Below are 15,393 nucleotides of genomic sequence, written 5' to 3'. Positions count from 1 at the left end.
TCTGCGAGGGCATGGACGCCCCCTCTCCCCCAACCCCTCCCCCACAAGGGGGGAGGGGAGCACATCGGACCCTCCCAATACTTTCATTCACACCCGAGTTCTCGCGCTAGCCCAGTCCGAGTCAGACGAAATGCTACCATTGCCGCGCGCCGACCGCGTTGCCGGCAACGACTTTCGCCGCGCGTGCTGGGTCGTCGCCTCGTTGTCGTCCGCCGGTGACTCACCCTGCGAGGATTTCAGCATGAGCTTTTCCAGCCGCCGCCGCCATGGTTCCGACCAGCCAGTTCCCGCCGGCGTAGGTACGAGCCGCACGTGCCAGCGCTGAACCCCGCCATGCCTGCCCTGCGCATCTTCGTCAGCCACAGCTCGCGCCTGCGCGATGACGAGACCAGCGCCGCGCAGGCGCAGGCGAACTGGCGGCTGCTGCAGGAGACCTGCTGCGCCCTTCGCGACGCGTACCCGGACGACATGGAAGTTCTCGTCGATTACGACGGACTTCAGCCGGGCGATGACTGGGAGAAGAGTCTCGACGGATGGCTCTACGATTGCCACGCCGGCGTTCTGCTGCTCTCGAAGCGCGCCGTGCAGTCGCAATGGGTGAGGAAAGAAGCGTCGATTCTCTGCTGGCGCGCCGCGAACGAGCCGGATTTCCGTCTCTATCCGGTGCTGCTCGACGGCCAGACGCCGGAGGACATCGACCGTGACCCGTTTTTCCGGACGCTGCGGCTTTCGCGGTTCGGGGTCGTGCAGGATGTGGCCTGCTCGAAGAGCATCCTTGCGGCTCTGCGGCCGCGGCTCGACGAGCGTGTTTCCTTGCGCAGAGCACCGCGCACGCCATTTGAAAAGATCGTTACGGCAGTCGAAAGCATCTTCGCTGCCGAGATCGACGAGCGCACGCTCGAGGAGCATTGCCGGCGGCTGGGCGAACAGTCGCCGCCGCGCTGCCACCTCGACCGTAGACGTGCGCTGGCCAGGAGCCTGGCGTGCGCTCTTCTCCGCGATGGCGAGTCAGCGCAGGGCAGGTTCCGGCAACTGATCGCTGACATTTTTCCGCGCCCGCCGCGCGAGCGGGCGGATGAACTGTTCAAGTACGTCCGTTCGCTTTGGGTGGACGCCGGCGCGGCACGGATCATCGCCGACGCCAGGGAACCGGGTAGTGCGCTGGCGCTCAACGGTGAGTTCGTCGCTACCGAAATTCCCGAATGTGACAGCCGGTTTTTCACGCTTGACCGTTACCTCGAACGCGCCTGGCCGGACAGCAGCGAGATTCGCATCGTTTCCGTGACGCGCATGCACAGTGCCGAAGAGATCTGGCAAGGGGTCCGCGAAGGCTGTTCCCCGCTGCGCTCATCCCCTGGCCGATGCCTCCCCGCGGCGCGCCTCGACCAGCACGTCCGGCAGTACAGCGGACACCTGATCGTTCTCCTGACGCCCGCGCCGGAGACCGCCCCGGACCCGGAGCTGCTCGGCGAACTCCAAGGGAAAGCGCTGACGCAGGGCTGTCCGTCGCTGATCTTCGTCTACAACGTCGGCCCACAGATGCCACCGCCATCGCTCCTGCCCGGGCTGCAGCCGATTCTTCCCGCGCTGCGCGGAGAGGACGATCTGCATGCGACCGAGGAAATCCAGACCCGCGAGACTCTCAAACGGTACTACTCATGAGCCACTACACGCCGAGAAACTTCACGCTGCCCGCAGACTATTGCTTCCGTGGCGATCCCCGCGACCCCGCCGAGTCGGCGGCCGACCCCTACATCTTCTCGCGCGAGGCAGTGATTGCGGTCGATGTCGCGCTGGCAACCGGTCGGCCGCTGCTCGTCGCCGGTCCTCCGGGCTGCGGCAAGAGCCGCCTGGCGGAGACGATGGCGGCGGTGCTGCGCTGGAACTTCGTCTACCAGACGATCACCTCGCGTACTCGCCTCGAGCAGCTCACGGTCGAGGTCGACCACCTGCGCCGCCTCAACGACGCTCATCTTGCTGCACGTTCGACGTCCCCGCACGCGCTCGCCGACCGCGACGAGGAGTACTACCACCCGGGCATCTTCTGGTGGGCGTTCGACGCACACAGCGCGCGGCGGCGCGGTTTGCCGGAGAGCGTCGCCAGGCCGCGCAGCGAGCCGCGTTTCCCTGGCGTCGAGCGCAAGCCGCCAGACGAGGCGCGGGAAGGCACGGTGCTGCTGCTCGACGAGATCGACAAGGCCGAGCCAGACCTGCCCAACGACCTGCTCGAACCGCTCGATCGCGGCAGTTTCGGCCTGCCGGACGGCCGCACGCTGCGCGCCCAGGACGGCGCGCAGCGGCTGACGGTGATTACCACCAACCGCGAACGCGAATTGCCGCCGGCCTTCGTCCGCCGCTGCGTGACGCTGCTGCTCGCCGAACCGGCGCGTGAGGCACTGGTCGCCATCGCCGCGGTGCGCGCGCCGCAGGCGGAGAAGACACTGGTCGAGAAGGTCGCCGACCGCATCGAGGCCCTGCGTCAGGAGCTCGACGAGAGCGGCCGGCGGCCGCCAGGAACGAGCGAGTTCCTCGACGCGGTGAACACCTGCCAGCAGTTGCGCATCGCCGTCGATTCGCCCGACTGGGAAGAAACCTGGCAACAGATCGAACTGGTGACGCTGCGCAAACCGATGGTCACCGAAGATGAGCGTTCTCGACCGGCGTAGGGGCGAGATCGGTCTCGGCGACGTCGCTAGCGCGCTGCGGTCGCTGCGCCCCGCCGATGCCGACGACGTGGCGTCGATCGCCGGCGTACTCGGTTTCGGCCTGCGCGCGGCCGACCTCAACGCGCAGCCAGCTCCGACGCCAGCAATCTACGACCACCAGCGGCCGCTGACGCCGCAGCGCCCGCAACAGACGCCATCGCACGAGCGCCTGCCCGGCTGGGCGATGCCGCCGCTGCTTCCCGCTCCCGAGCCACTGCCGGACGACGTGCTGCCGTCACAGATCTTCCGCGAGTCGCCGCTTGCCGGTGGCGGCGAAGAGCGTCCGGCATGGCTCGGTGAGGCGTACCGCTTGCTTCCCCAGGAACGTGCGACGCCGCTGCGGCACGCGCTGCTGCCGGCACGCACCGCGCGCGGCGTGCTCGTCGCGGCGCTCGCCACCTGGCGCACGGGCAGCGAGATCGACGTCACCGAACTGACCCGCCTCCTTGCCGAGCAGCGCATGCCGCAGCGGCTGCCCAGCCTGCCGGTGGCGACGCTCGAGCGCGGCTGCCAGCTCCTGCTCGACTTCAGCGACAGCATGGTGCCGTGGTGGGAAGACCTGCGCGAACTCGCCCAGCAGGCCATCGCCGTACTTGGCGACGATCTCGTCAGCGCCTACGAATTCGCCGGCACGCCAGCGGAAGCGCAGCGCTGGGATGTCGAACGCGAGAGGCTCGTCGCCTGGCGTCCGGAAGCCGAACGTCCGATCCTCGTCGCGACCGATTTCGGAATTCGCGGCACGCCGTCGCTGCGCCACGGCGGCGCCGAGTGGCGCGCCTTCGTCGCACGCTGCGTGTCGGTGGGTGCGCCGCTGCTCTTTTTCGTCCCGTGGTCGCGCGGCTACTGGCCCAGTCATCTGGGGCTGCACCCGCAGATCGTCCATTGGCACCCGGCGACGAGCGCCGCGATGCTGCGCCGCCAGCGCGGCCTTTCCCGCCGCGTCGCGCGATGAGCTGGCGAGAGCCGGGCGGCTTCGAAGAGCGGCTCGTTGCCAACTTTCGCGCCGAATGGGGTGAGCGGGCGCCGGTTGTGCGGCTGGCGCGTCTGCTCGCGCCGGCGACGCGCATCGAGCCGCTGCTGCTGCGTAACGCCCGGCTGCACTTCCTCCCCGGCAGCGGCTGCGAGATCGAGTCGCTGCTCTGGTTCAGCCGGCTCGTCGCCGCGCGCGGCAACCGCGACATCGTCTTCCACGCCGGCGTTTCGCGCCTGCTCGCCAACACGCTGCAACACGACGCGGCGCTGTTCGAGGCCGCGATCGATTTCATCGAGCGGCACACCAGCCACTGGCCGCCGGAGGATCGCCTCGAACAGACGATGCGTCTGGCGACCTTACGCCCGCCGGCCGACGCGCCGGAGCGCCGCCAGGACGACAGCCTGCGCAATGGCCTGCGCGACATGCTGCAGCTCGTCGCCGACGAGGGTGACGAGAAGCGGCGCGTGCGCCTCGCACGTTCGATCCGGCAGACGCTGGCGACGATCGGCAGCGACCGCCTGCTGCCCTGCGACGAGTTGCACTGGTTGCGCCAATACACGAGTGTGCGGCTGGGCACCACCGCCGAGACTCCTGCCGACGCAAGCCGGCCCGCGTTGCCGTTGCCGGCGTGGATCGGCGAATCGAAGAAGGAACCGGTGCGCCACTTTCGCTGCGCCCGCCTTGCCGTCACTGTCCATTACGACCGTTCCGCCGACCACCTCGTGCTGCACATCCGCGAAACCAGCGAGGCGGGCGGGGCGGGCGAGACGATACCACTGCCGACGCCCCTGCCCGCCGAACTGCACGTCGACTGCGCAGGAACCCCGGCCCGCTGGCACGTCATCCACGGCGATGATCGTCTGCGCTTGCCGATCGGATCTGCCGCCACCTCGCTGCCGATCGTGCTGACGACGATCGACGGCAGTCGCTACCGCCTCGAAGCCCGGCTGCCCGACGATCGCCCGCCACCGCTGCCTGTGCGTCTGCTCTTCAGCCATCTGCCCGAAGACCGCGAGCAGGCGCGCGCCATCGCCGGCTGGCTGCGGCGAAATGGCATCGGCAGCGAGCTGGTCGAGGAAGTGGTGGCACCGAGCGCGCGTGGCAGCGGCAACGAGCCGACGCCAGCGCTGCCGATCCTGCGCCTGTGGACGCCAGCGGCGCAGCGTCGCCAGCAGGCGGCAGCCGGTGACCTCGACTTGCCGGCGGCGCGCAGCGCCCTGCTGCGGCTCGACCCGGCAGTCGATCTGCCGCAGCCGGGCTACGCAGCGGAGAAGGTCATCGACCTGCGCGGCTGGCAGAACGACCAGGCCGCGGCGATTGCCGATGACTTCCTGCGCCAGCTGGACCACTGGCTGGCGGGTGCCGATGCGGAAGAGCCGCCGTTACCGGCTGACAAGATCGATGACGAAGTGGGCCGTCTGCTCGCCGAACTCGACGATCCGGCGACGACTCCGCCGCGGCGGCTGGCAATTGGCGACCGCCTGGCGAAAATCGGTGACCCGCGGCGCGGCGTCGGGCTCGACTCGCGCGGTGTTCCCGAGATCGACTGGGTCGAGATTCCCGGCGGCGAATTTCTCTATCAGAATGGGGAGAAGCGGTCTTTGCCGACGTTCTACATGGCGCGCTACCCGGTGACCAACGCGCAGTTCCAGGCGTTCATCGATGCCGGGGCGTATAGCGACGTGAGCCAGGGGACTGTGAATAAAGTAGGCGGTCGCCGGCAAGGTAACGCCGCACAACGTGGCGACTGGTGGCGCGATCTTCGGCGACCGGAACCGCAGCCTTCCCGCTGGCAGCAGTCCAACCGGCCGCGCACGAATGTTGACTTGTACGAAGCGCTCGCCTTCACACGCTGGCTGACCCAACAGCTTGGCTACGAAGTCCGTCTGCCTACCGAAAAAGAATGGGAGCGCGCGGCACGCGGCCGCGACGGGCGCGAGTACCCTTGGGGCAACAGCTACGAGAGTGGCCGTGCGAATATCGACGAGACGGCGCACTACTCTGGCGACAAGGTCGGCGAGTGGTTTCTCGATCAGACGACCGCCGTTGGTGTCTATCCGCACGGCGCGTCGCCGGAAGGCGTGCTCGACCTGGCGGGCAATGTTTGGGAATGGTGCCTCAACAAGTACAAAGATCCCGGACAGATCCAGGCCGGTGCGAGCGGCGAGCCGGGCGTGGTGCGCGGTGGCTCGTGGGGCCACGGCGCAGGCGTCGCGCGCGCGGTGCTGCGCGGCCGGTTACCCCCCAGGCAACCAGCGCGGCGGCTGGGGTTTCCGGTTGGTGTCGTCTGCCCCCATGACTTGACCGCTGTTCGCTGGCGGCCGCGATTTTTTCAAATCACGAAGGGCTCGAGCACGTGCGTTCGCAGTCCCCAGGAATCGGCGTAGCGCACGTGGTTGATCCAGCCCTGCACGCTGGCGTCGAAGTCGGCGAAGCTGATCTCGCCGCGCGGCCACGCCGCGTAGCGACCGTTCAGGCGGCGCGTGGCCTGCACGACCTTGCGTGCCTTGACGCGGCGGTGGGTCGGGAAGACGACGAAACCGAGCCACGGAATTCCGGCGCCTACCGGCTGCACCTGCGCGCTACCGGCATGAAACTCGAGGCGCAGAGCGGCAAGGCGATCGCGCACAGCCTCTTTCCACCGCCACAATGTCGGCTTGTCGGGCGCGAACAGGGCAAAGTCATCGACGTAACGCAGGTAGGCGCGGCAGCCGAGCTCGTCGCGAACGAAACGATGAAGAGCAAGACAAACTTGTCATCCTTACGCGCTGCTTCGATCTGCTCGCCTGGCTGGTGCCGAAGAGCGAAACCTTTCCCAGGGCGCATCGTCACACGGTAGTGCAGCGCCTGGTGGATAGTGCGCTGGATTTCCAGGAACTGCTGTTTCGTGCGCGCAAGGCGACTGGAACCACCCGCCGGCAGCGCTTGCAGGAAGCCGACGCGCGCCTCGACCAGTTGCGTCTCTACTTGCGGCTGGCGCACCATTGGCATTGGCTGAACGACGGGCAGTACGAGCATGTTGGGCGTCTGGTTGCCGAGCTTGGCCGGCTGCTCGGTGGCTGGGTGCGGCAGGAGTCCGAGAGACGGAGCACCCCAGGGTAAGCCCCTGGCGGTGCTCCCGGTTTTGTTATGCGCCCGACGCGAAGCGCGTGCGGACGGGATGCTCCCGCGCCATTTTCGCCCCGCCCTCGCGTATCGCAAACCGTGGTCGGCGATCCCTGGCGACCGTGGCGGAAGCGGCAATGTGGGCAGACGACACCAACCGGAAACCCCTGTTGTCGCCCCGTTCGTCGATGTTCGCGCGCCCGCTCTCGTAGCTGTTTCCCCACGGATATTCGCGGCCATCGCTGCCACGCGCTGCGCGCTCCCATTCCTCTTCGTGTGGCAGGCGCACTGCGTAGCGAAACTGCGCGCTGAGCCAGCGGGTGAACGCGACCGCTTCGTACGCATTGACGTTGGTGCGCGGTCGGTTGGCTTGTGGCCAGCGCGACGCTGCAGGCTCGGGTCGCTCGAGGCCGCTCCACCAGCGATCGTCGTCGTAACCACCAGCATCGATGAATGTCTGGTACTGCACGTTGGTCACCGGATAGCGCGCGATGCGAAACGGCGGGAGCGTGCGTCGCTCACCCTGCTGATAGACAAACTCGCCGCCCGGGATGAGAACCCAGTCGATGTCGGGCAGCAGGAGGATTCGCGGCTTGGACGCAGGCATCGGCGGCTCGTCGGTGATTGCGGCGGTGGATGGGCGCAGTGTAGCGCAAAGCGATCGAAGGACAAGAAATCCAAGAGCACCATCGAGATTGGATGAGCGCCCGTGCAGCGGCGTCAAGGCGCGTTCAGTCGGCTAAACGGCCTTGATCATTCCCGCCGTGCCCAATATTTAGGCAGTAGAAAATTTCCCTTGGCAAAGAACGCCTTGCGGCAGATCTCCACGCCCGACCCACAGCTTGCACACAGTCTTGTCCGTGCGTTTTCGGGATAGCGAACAGCGGTTTCGACTTATCCACAGCTGCATGGAAACATGGGAAAAGGCCGTCATTCGACGGCCTTTTCCTCCCCTGCGGGGAAATGAAGACTACAAGTAAAGACTACAGCGCCTGGAGTTCGCGCAGATAGCGCTGCCAGTTGGCGACATAGTGGTCGGCACTATGCTGCAGGCGCGCGACCTCTTCCTCGCTGAGCTGGCGCACCACTTTGCCAGGGGAACCCACGATCAGCGAATGGTCCGGAACGATCTTGCCTTCGGGGATCAGCGTGTTGGCGCCGACGATGCAACCCTGGCCGATCACCGCGCGGTTGAGCAGCACCGAGCCGATGCCGATCAGCGATCCGTCGCCGATGGTGCAGCCGTGCAGCATCACCAGGTGACCGACGGTGACATTGCGGCCGATCGTCAGCGGTACGCCTTCGTCGGTGTGCAGGACGGAATGGTCCTGGATGTTGCTGTTCTCGCCGATCGTGATCGGGTCGTTGTCGCCGCGCACCGTCGCGTTCCACCAGATCGAGGCATTTCTGGCCAGGCGGACGTCGCCGATCACGATGGCATTGGGGGCGACCCAGCTTTGCGGGTCGATCTGAGGGCGCCGGGCGCCGAGGGTGTAGATGGGCATGGAGGGTTTCTCGCGGAGTTGGCAGAAGGAAGATTGTAGCCTGTCGCGCTACTGATGGCGCAGCGCTTCGATCGGATCGAGGGCGGCGGCGCGGTGCGCCGGGTAATAGCCGAAGAATATGCCGACCCCGGCGGCGACCCCGAAAGCCACCAGGATCGAGGCACCGGAGATGACGATCACCATGTCGGTCAGCGCATTGGTCAGGAGCGCGCCGCCGATGCCGAGAAAGAGCCCGATCAGGCAGCCGGCGACCGAGATCATCAGCGCTTCGAGCAGGAACTGCGCGAGGATGTCTTGCTGGCGCGCGCCGATCGCCATGCGGATGCCGATCTCGCGCGTGCGTTCGGTCACCGAGACGAGCATGATGTTCATGATCCCGATACCGCCGACGAGCAGCGAAACCGAAGCGATCGCTCCGAGCAGAAGCGACATCACGCGTGTCGTCTCGGCCGCCGAGTCGGCCGCCGCGGCGAGGTTGCGCAGATAGAAGTCGTTGTCCTGCCCTTCACGAATGCGATGGCGCTGACGGAGCAGCGCGGTCATGCTCTTCTCGACCGCCGGCATCGCCTCGGCCGAAGTCGCCTGCACCATGATCAGGCGCACCGAGCCCGGAAATGGATTGCCGAAGACCTTGCGCTGCGCGGTGGTCAGCGGAATGATCACGGTGTCGTCCTGATCGCGGCCGTCGAGGTTCTGCCCTTTCTTGCCGAGCACGCCGACGATCACGAAAGGGCTCTGGCGGATGCGGATGGTTTTGCCGAGCGGGTCGTCGCTTCCGAACAGATTGTCGACGGCGGTCTGGCCGATCAGCGCCACCCGCGTCGCCGCGCGCACATCTGAGTCGCCGAAGGGGTATCCGCTGACGATCGTCCACGCGCGCGCGTCGAGATACGGCGGCGTCGTGCCGACCACCGTCGCACTCCAGTTGTTCGCGCCATAGACCAGTTGCTGCGTGCCCTGCTGTACCGGCGCGACATTGCTGACGCCGTCGAGTTCGGCGATCGCTTCGGCGTCGGCGACGGTCAGCGTCGGGCCGCCGCCACCCCCGCTGCGCAGTCCGCCGGCACTCGTCGAGCCGGAGATCAGGATGTACAGATTGCTGCCCATGCTGCTGATGGTCTGCGCCACGGCGTACTGCGCGCCCTGGCCGATGGCCATCATCAGCACCACCGAACCGACGCCGATGACCATCCCGAGCATCGTCAGCACGCTGCGCATGCGGTTCGCGCCCATCGCCTGCCAGGCTTCGCCGAGCATCGCTCTCAGCATGCGGCGAGCACTTGGGTGGGTGTCGGCAGGTCACTGACCAGACGCCCGTCGCGGAAACGCACCTGTCGCGCGGCGTAAGCGGCAATGTCGGGCTCATGGGTCACCAGCACGATGCTGATCCCTTCACGGTTGAGGGCCGTGAACAGCGCCATGATCTCTTCGCTGGTATGGCTGTCGAGGTTGCCGGTCGGTTCGTCGGCAAGGATCAGTTGCGGCGAGTTGATCAGCGCGCGCGCAATCGCCACGCGCTGCTGTTGTCCGCCCGAGATGCGGCTCGGCAGCGCGTCGGCATAATCGCCGAGGCCGACCCGGGCCAGCTCGTGGCGCGCGCGCTGCCGCCGCTGCTCGCGCTCGATGCCGGCATAGACCAGCGGCAGGGCGACATTGTCGGCCAGGGTCATTCGCGGCAGCAGGTTGAAACCCTGGAAGACGAAGCCGATGCTGCGGTTCCGGAGTCGCGCCAGTTCGTCCTTGCGCAACTGCGCGACCTTGCGGCCGACCAGGAAGTAGTCGCCGCTGCTCGGCGTATCGAGGCAGCCGAGCAGGTTCATGAAGGTCGACTTGCCCGACCCCGAGGGCCCCATGATCGCCACGAATTCACCCGCCTCGATGCAAAGATCGACGTCCCGCAACGCCGGGAAGAGTCCGGCCGCGGTTTCGTAGGACTTGCCGAGACCGACGACGCGAATGACCGCCTCGGCCATCAGAACAGTCTCATCCCCACACTGCTCGGCTTGCCGTTGCTGCTGGCGACATTCTCGCCGGTGACGACGATGTCGCCGACCTGTAGATCACCGCCGAGCACTTCGGTATTGCGATTGTCGGTGATTCCGAGCGATACGCTAAGCGCTTTGAGTTCGCCGTTTTCGATGCGGTACACCGTGCCGCTGGCCGTGTCGCGCTTTTTGCCCTTGCCCTTGCTCTCCCCGCTGCTCTCGCTCGCCGCTTTCTGTCCGGCAGGCCTGCGCTCGCTGTCGCTGCTCTCGCTGGGTTTGAAACGCAGCGCCGCGTTGGGCACCAGCAGGACGTCCTGGCGACTGGCGACACCGATGCTCACGTAGGCAGTCATTCCGGGCAGCAGGATCTGTTCGGGATTGGAGAGCGAAACGCGTACGTTGTAGGTGACGACGTTCTGCTGGGTCGTCGGATTGAGACGAATCTGCTGCACTTCGCCCTGGAAACTGCGGTTCGGGAAGGCGTCGACGGTGAAGCGTACTTTCTGTCCTTCACGGATCTTGCCGATGTCGGCCTCGGCAAAACTCGAATCGATGCGCATCTCCGAGAGGTCCTGCGCGATCTTGATCAAGGTTGGCGTCTGCAGGCTGGCAGCAACCGTCTGTCCGAGGTCGACGACGCGGTCGACGACGACGCCCGACACCGGCGAGCGGATCGTCGTGTAATGGAGGTTGACCTGATCCTTTTCAGCGGCGGCTTTCGCCTGTGCGAGTTGCGCCTCGCTCGAGCGGCGCGTCTGGATGGCCTGCTCGAGTTCCTGCCGGGAGACGTATTCCTGTTCGAACAGGGCTTTCATCCGTGCTTCGCTGGCGCGCGCCAGGTCGAGCGCAGCGGCGACGTTCTGCACGTTGGCCGCCGATTGCCGGGCCTGCGCGGCGAGCAGCGAGTCGTCGAGTTCGAGCAGTGCCTGGCCTTTCTCGACCTTGTCGTTGAAGTCGACATAGAGCCTGGTGACCGTCCCGGAAACCTGTGTGCCGACACTGACCAGCACCACCGGGTTGAGTGTGCCATTGGCCGAGACCGTCTGGCTGACATCCCCCTTTTCGATGGGCTGCATTTTGTAGCGCTGTTCGAGCGACTGGCTGCTGCTCTGGCGATACCAGTACACACCGCCGGCTGCGAGTGCGAAGAGGAGGAGGGCGAGGAGGCTGCGCGAACGCTTCATGGATTGCGGGCTTTCTGCGTGCTGATCGAGAGCAGCAGCGTGCTGTCGAGGGCGCCGATGGCTCTGGCCAGCGTGGCGCGCGAGACGTGCCAGTCGAGCATCGCCTGGATGCGTTGCAGGCGGGCGTTGGCGAGCGCACTCTGGGCGTTGAGGACGTCGAGGATGTTGCCGACGCCGGCCTTGTAGCGTCCGAGGGCGACACGCTCGGAATGCTCGGCGCTGGCCAGCAGGTCGGCGGTGGTACGAATGGTCTGGGTGGCGGTGCTGAGGCTCTGATAGGCTTCCCAGACATCGAGCGCGACCTGCTGGCGGACGTTGTCGCGGCGGGCGCTCTGGACCTCGGTCTGGGCAGCGGCGGCACGGACCCGGTAGGTAGTGTTGAAGCCGGAGAAGATCGGCAGGTTGACCGTCAGTCCGATCGAGTTGCCGTTGGCCGAGGCGCTGCCGAGGTCTGCCCACTGCGGGCCGGTGCTCAGCGAGAGTGTTGGCAGGCCGGTGGCGCGGGCGTAATCGACGCCGGCTTCGGCGGCCCTGAGTTCAGCTTCGGCGGCCCTGAGTTCGGGGCGGCGTGCGCGTGCTTCATCAATCAGCGCGGCGACGTCGCCGACGAAGCTGGCGTCGGGGGTGGCTGAGGGAATGTCGTCGAGCAACAGCCTCTGGTTGGCGTCGAGCCCCATGACATTGGCCAGGCGGCCGAAGGCGTTCCTGAGCACGCCTTCGGCGCGGATGCGGGTGAGCGTCGCCTGCGACCAGGCGGTCTGCGCCTGCAGGCGGTCGGCGGGGGTGCCGGTGCCGACGCGGTAGCGGACTTCGGCAGCGCTGAGGCTTTCGCGGCTGGCGTTTTCTGATTCGCGGGCGGCGTTGACTGCCGCACGCGCAGCCTGGGTGTTGTAATAAGCCTGCACGGCATTGAGAAAAACGCTCTGGACGGTCGCGTCGAGCGTCGAGCTTGCGGCGCTCAGCACTTGCCGCGCGATTTCGAGATTTGCCGAACGTGCGCCGAAGTCGTACAGCAGCCAGGAGAGCGTCAGCGAGGCATTGCGCTGCCTGGCGGTCTGCGAGTCGATCCTGACCCGGCTGGCGCTGAGCTGGCCGTCGAGCGTCGGCAGGAAGTCGGACTGCGCGATGCCGACCTGAGCGGCCTGGACGCGTACGTACGACCACGCCTCGCGGGTACTCGGGTTGCGACACAGCGCGAGATCGACGACTTCGAGAACGCCATGGCTGGCCTCGGCCGGCAGCGGCTGACAGGGCAGGGTGGTGCCAGTCAGTGCCGGGCGCGGCGGGGTGAGGCTGCGTGTGGCGAAGGGATCGCTGGTTTCGAAGGCCGGCAGTTCGGCCGCCAGCGCCGCCAGCAGCGTGGCGATGGCAAGGCGGCGGAAGGTGCGGGTGCGTCTGGCGCGCTGCGCGAGGGCTGGCAGCGAAGCTGATCGAGGTGTGGTGTAGGCCATTTTTCGCTAGTATAGCCAGCCTGGCTGCGATTTCGCGCGCGCTCGAGGGCTGCTGAGGTGTTCTGCAGGGATTATTTTGTAAGCAATTGTGACCGTCCGGGTCGATTCACGAAACAAGGGGCTGCGCTGGTGAAATTCACGACCACATGCACGATGGCTGCAGGGATTGCAAACCGCATCCGGAACGATCGGGCTGTCGGTATGGCACGCTGACAGCGATCCAGACGATGCCCTGGATGGAGACGATCAGCCTGTTTGTTCTGCTGGCCGCCGGCTGGTTCTGGTTCGACAGTTTCCAGGCCAGGGAGGTGGGCATGCGCGCCGCACGTGCGGCATGTGAGGCAGAGGACCTGCTCCTGCTCGACGACACGGTTGCGCTCGGTTCGCTGCGCCCGGCGCGCGATGACGAAGGCCGGCTGCGTCTGCGGCGGGTCTATCATTTCGAGTACAGCGATACCGGCGACAATCGTCGGGATGGCCAGGTCACCCTGCTCGGCAGCGAGTTGCTGACGTTGCATTTGCCGCAGGTGCAAGGTCCCCGCTGGCAGCAGGTGTCGGTCAAGCGCGAGGACGAGCAGCGCCAGCTTCCCCGATGAGCAGCGTATCTTCGACCGCATTCCCGCCAGCATGCTGGTACATCTGTTTCACCAAGCCCCGGCAGGAGTTTCTGGCGGTGCGCAAGCTCGAGGAACAGGGCTACCTGGTTTTTCTGCCGATGCTCACGCAGTGGGAGAAAAAGAAAGGGTGCTGGACGAAAAAGCAGCAGGTGATGTTTCCCCGCTACGCTTTCGTGCGCTGCAGCCGCCCCGAGCAGAGCGTTGCCCCGATCCGCAGTACCCCCGGCGTGAGCTGTCTGCTGACCTTCGGCACCGTTCTGGCGACGCTGGATGAATCGACGCTGGAAGCGATACGTTCCCTGGCGGAGCACCAGGCAAGAGACCTGAATGAGGAATCATTGCCGTTTCAGGCCGGCGACAGCGTGGAAATCAGTAATGGTCCCCTGAAGGGCCTCTCCGGTATCGTTTCCGCCGTCTCTGCCGAACGGGTGACCGTGCTGCTCAGCCTGCTGGGCCGCGAAAAACCAGTGGCCATTCCGATCGATCACGTGACGCTGGCCTGATCCGGAGCAGACGCCGGCAGCAGGCTGCAGAATTCCCGGCAGGCGATCAATCGCTGGTCTGAATTTCAGGAGTTTCTTCAATACTCCCGTTTCGGCAAACGCTGAAGCAGGGCGTCCCAGCGGACCGCCACGCCCGGCAGGATGCCAACCACCGTTTCGCCGCTCAATTCCATCACATCCGGTTTGCCATATTCCCCATCCTGCAAACGGTAGACCGTAATCATCCGGTCGATGGGATGGACCAGCCAGTACTCCCGTACGCCTGAACGCTCGTAGACCCGTCGCTTCCAGACATGATCGTGGCTGGCAGTGGATGGCGACAGGACCTCCACCACCAGATCCGGGGCACCGCAGACGCCGCGGTGATCCAGGCGGGACAGATCGCAGACCACCAAAACGTCCGGCTGCAGAACGGTATCGATCCGTTCGTCTGCCGCCTCCGTCTTGGGAAACCGGACATCCAGCGGCGCAATGAAAACGCGGCAGGTCTTGCCCGCCAGCGCTTGCCGGAGCTGAAAGTAGATCTCGCCGGCCACCTCCTGATGCTCCAGCGTTGGTGCAGGGGCCATCAGATAGGCCGTGCCGTCGATCAATTCGTAACGAACGTCTTCCGGCCATGCGAGGTAGTCGGCGTAGGTATGGTAGTTATGATCGCGAACGGCAAGGCCCACGGGATGCCTCCGGAAAATGCAAGGAATGCGAAGCCTGCAGAAAAACCTCGAAATCGGCAAGCGGCAGCGGCCGGCTGAACAGATAGCCCTGGTAGGTGTGGCAGCCCTGTGCTGCCAGAGCGTCGCGCTGTTCGACACTCTCGACGCCCTCGGCGATCACCTCCAGACCGAGGCTGCTGGCCAGAGCAACGATGGTACGCGCGATCGCTTCGTCATTGGGATCGGTCAGCAGATCCCGCACGAACGACTGATCGATCTTCAACTGGTCGAGCGGCAGCCGCTTCAGGTACGACAGTGACGAATAACCGGTACCGAAGTCGTCGAGAGAGAAACCGACGCCGCGCTCTTTCAACGCACCCGATTACCCACAACTCATCCGTCATTGAAATAGGCGGCACGGCCAGCCTCCAGGGCAATGGCAAATGCCCTGACCTTCTGCATCCCTTCCCAGATCGCCTTGGGGCCGGGATGCCCGTCGTGTTTTCGCCCGAGAAAGCCGCCAAAGCCGGCAATCAGCCGCACCATCTGACCCAGGGGCGGGGGAGCATCCGGCGGTGGTGAGCGATGGGCGACGATCCAGGCGGCTTGCCATTCCTCGATATCAAACACCACGTCACAGGGCAAATCGGGGCAGTCCCGGCCCCAGGTAACCAAGGACAGGATGCGCCAGGCGATAATCAGGTAAATGACCAAG

Annotated in this window: 16 protein-coding genes and 1 pseudogene; 7 read left to right on the top strand and 10 right to left on the bottom strand. The window is 65.9% G+C overall.

Annotation, left to right across the window (positions count from 1 at the left end; translation table 11 throughout):
* Positions 1-312: 312 nt before the first annotated feature.
* The 4 genes from E4Q08_RS22060 to E4Q08_RS22045 are packed head-to-tail and all read left to right on the top strand — an operon-like array spanning position 313 to position 6,065.
* Positions 313-1,662, top strand: a complete 1,350-nt coding sequence (locus tag E4Q08_RS22060; RefSeq protein ID WP_169071966.1) for a toll/interleukin-1 receptor domain-containing protein — start codon at positions 313-315, stop codon at positions 1,660-1,662.
* Complete coding sequence (locus E4Q08_RS22055) at positions 1,659-2,666, top strand: AAA family ATPase (RefSeq protein ID WP_169071965.1); 1,008 nt, start codon at positions 1,659-1,661, stop codon at positions 2,664-2,666. The genes E4Q08_RS22060 and E4Q08_RS22055 overlap by 4 nt, the downstream gene beginning before the upstream one ends.
* Positions 2,644-3,657: a hypothetical protein gene (locus tag E4Q08_RS22050; protein ID WP_169071964.1), complete on the top strand. Its 1,014-nt coding sequence runs from the start codon at positions 2,644-2,646 to the stop codon at positions 3,655-3,657. The genes E4Q08_RS22055 and E4Q08_RS22050 overlap by 23 nt, the downstream gene beginning before the upstream one ends.
* Complete coding sequence (locus E4Q08_RS22045; RefSeq protein WP_169071963.1) at positions 3,588-6,065, top strand: formylglycine-generating enzyme family protein; 2,478 nt, start codon at positions 3,588-3,590, stop codon at positions 6,063-6,065. Before E4Q08_RS22050 ends, E4Q08_RS22045 begins: the two co-directional genes overlap by 70 nt.
* Here E4Q08_RS22045 and E4Q08_RS22040 read toward each other — a convergent pair.
* Positions 6,011-6,307, bottom strand: coding sequence for a hypothetical protein (locus E4Q08_RS22040; protein ID WP_169071962.1), 297 nt, complete (start codon positions 6,305-6,307; stop codon positions 6,011-6,013). The genes E4Q08_RS22045 and E4Q08_RS22040 overlap by 55 nt on opposite strands.
* 20 nt (positions 6,308-6,327) lie before the next feature.
* On the opposite strand from E4Q08_RS22040, the gene avd reads away from it, so the two are divergent.
* A complete protein-coding gene (gene avd / locus E4Q08_RS22035) occupies positions 6,328-6,780 on the top strand; it encodes a diversity-generating retroelement protein Avd (protein ID WP_169071961.1) in 453 nt (150 codons plus the stop codon).
* 25 nt (positions 6,781-6,805) lie between these two features.
* Here avd and E4Q08_RS22030 read toward each other — a convergent pair whose 3' ends face one another.
* The 6 genes from E4Q08_RS22030 to E4Q08_RS22005 form a co-directional block, all read right to left on the bottom strand.
* The gene (locus tag E4Q08_RS22030; protein WP_169071960.1) at positions 6,806-7,390 is read right to left on the bottom strand and encodes a formylglycine-generating enzyme family protein; all 585 of its coding nucleotides are present in this window, start codon (positions 7,388-7,390) and stop codon (positions 6,806-6,808) included.
* A gap of 376 nt (positions 7,391-7,766) precedes the next feature.
* Complete coding sequence (locus E4Q08_RS22025) at positions 7,767-8,288, bottom strand: gamma carbonic anhydrase family protein (RefSeq protein WP_169071959.1); 522 nt, start codon at positions 8,286-8,288, stop codon at positions 7,767-7,769.
* A gap of 48 nt (positions 8,289-8,336) precedes the next feature.
* Positions 8,337-9,557 (bottom strand): ABC transporter permease, encoded by a 1,221-nt coding sequence (locus E4Q08_RS22020; RefSeq protein ID WP_169071958.1) that lies wholly within the window; start codon positions 9,555-9,557, stop codon positions 8,337-8,339.
* Positions 9,551-10,261 (bottom strand): ABC transporter ATP-binding protein, encoded by a 711-nt coding sequence (locus E4Q08_RS22015; RefSeq protein ID WP_169071957.1) that lies wholly within the window; start codon positions 10,259-10,261, stop codon positions 9,551-9,553. The genes E4Q08_RS22020 and E4Q08_RS22015 overlap by 7 nt, the downstream gene beginning before the upstream one ends.
* Entirely contained in the window at positions 10,261-11,457 is a 1,197-nt protein-coding gene (locus E4Q08_RS22010; RefSeq protein WP_169071956.1) for an efflux RND transporter periplasmic adaptor subunit, read from the bottom strand. The genes E4Q08_RS22015 and E4Q08_RS22010 overlap by 1 nt, the downstream gene beginning before the upstream one ends.
* The gene (locus E4Q08_RS22005; RefSeq protein WP_169071955.1) at positions 11,454-12,908 is read right to left on the bottom strand and encodes a TolC family protein; all 1,455 of its coding nucleotides are present in this window, start codon (positions 12,906-12,908) and stop codon (positions 11,454-11,456) included. Before E4Q08_RS22005 ends, E4Q08_RS22010 begins: the two co-directional genes overlap by 4 nt.
* A 236-nt stretch (positions 12,909-13,144) precedes the next feature.
* Between E4Q08_RS22005 and E4Q08_RS22000 the strand changes: the two genes are divergently transcribed.
* Both E4Q08_RS22000 and nusG read left to right on the top strand, forming a co-directional pair.
* Positions 13,145-13,504 carry a DUF3301 domain-containing protein gene (locus tag E4Q08_RS22000; RefSeq protein ID WP_308240197.1) on the top strand — a complete coding sequence of 120 codons (360 nt, stop codon included), beginning with the start codon at positions 13,145-13,147 and terminating at the stop codon, positions 13,502-13,504.
* The gene (gene nusG, locus E4Q08_RS21995; protein WP_034908483.1) at positions 13,501-14,028 is read left to right on the top strand and encodes a transcription termination/antitermination protein NusG; all 528 of its coding nucleotides are present in this window, start codon (positions 13,501-13,503) and stop codon (positions 14,026-14,028) included. The genes E4Q08_RS22000 and nusG overlap by 4 nt, the downstream gene beginning before the upstream one ends.
* Before the next feature lie 77 nt (positions 14,029-14,105).
* Here nusG and E4Q08_RS21990 read toward each other — a convergent pair whose 3' ends face one another.
* From E4Q08_RS21990 to E4Q08_RS21980, 3 genes and pseudogenes are all read right to left on the bottom strand, one after another.
* Positions 14,106-14,699, bottom strand: coding sequence for a Uma2 family endonuclease (locus E4Q08_RS21990; RefSeq protein WP_169071953.1), 594 nt, complete (start codon positions 14,697-14,699; stop codon positions 14,106-14,108).
* Positions 14,674-15,054 (bottom strand): annotated as a pseudogene (locus E4Q08_RS21985) (EAL domain-containing protein); the annotation flags it as partial. The pseudogene E4Q08_RS21985 and the gene E4Q08_RS21990, both read right to left, overlap by 26 nt.
* A gap of 17 nt (positions 15,055-15,071) precedes the next feature.
* Positions 15,072-15,393 (bottom strand): IS4 family transposase (locus E4Q08_RS21980; RefSeq protein WP_372703814.1); only part of this gene is annotated, 322 nt, incomplete at its 5' end.

It is taken from the genome of Candidatus Accumulibacter contiguus (assembly GCF_012940005.1).
In the GTDB taxonomy this organism is placed as follows: Bacteria; Pseudomonadota; Gammaproteobacteria; order Burkholderiales; family Rhodocyclaceae; genus Accumulibacter; species Accumulibacter contiguus.
The sequence above is the reverse complement of the archived record's forward strand: the minus strand, read 5'-3'. Positions and strand labels throughout refer to the sequence as shown.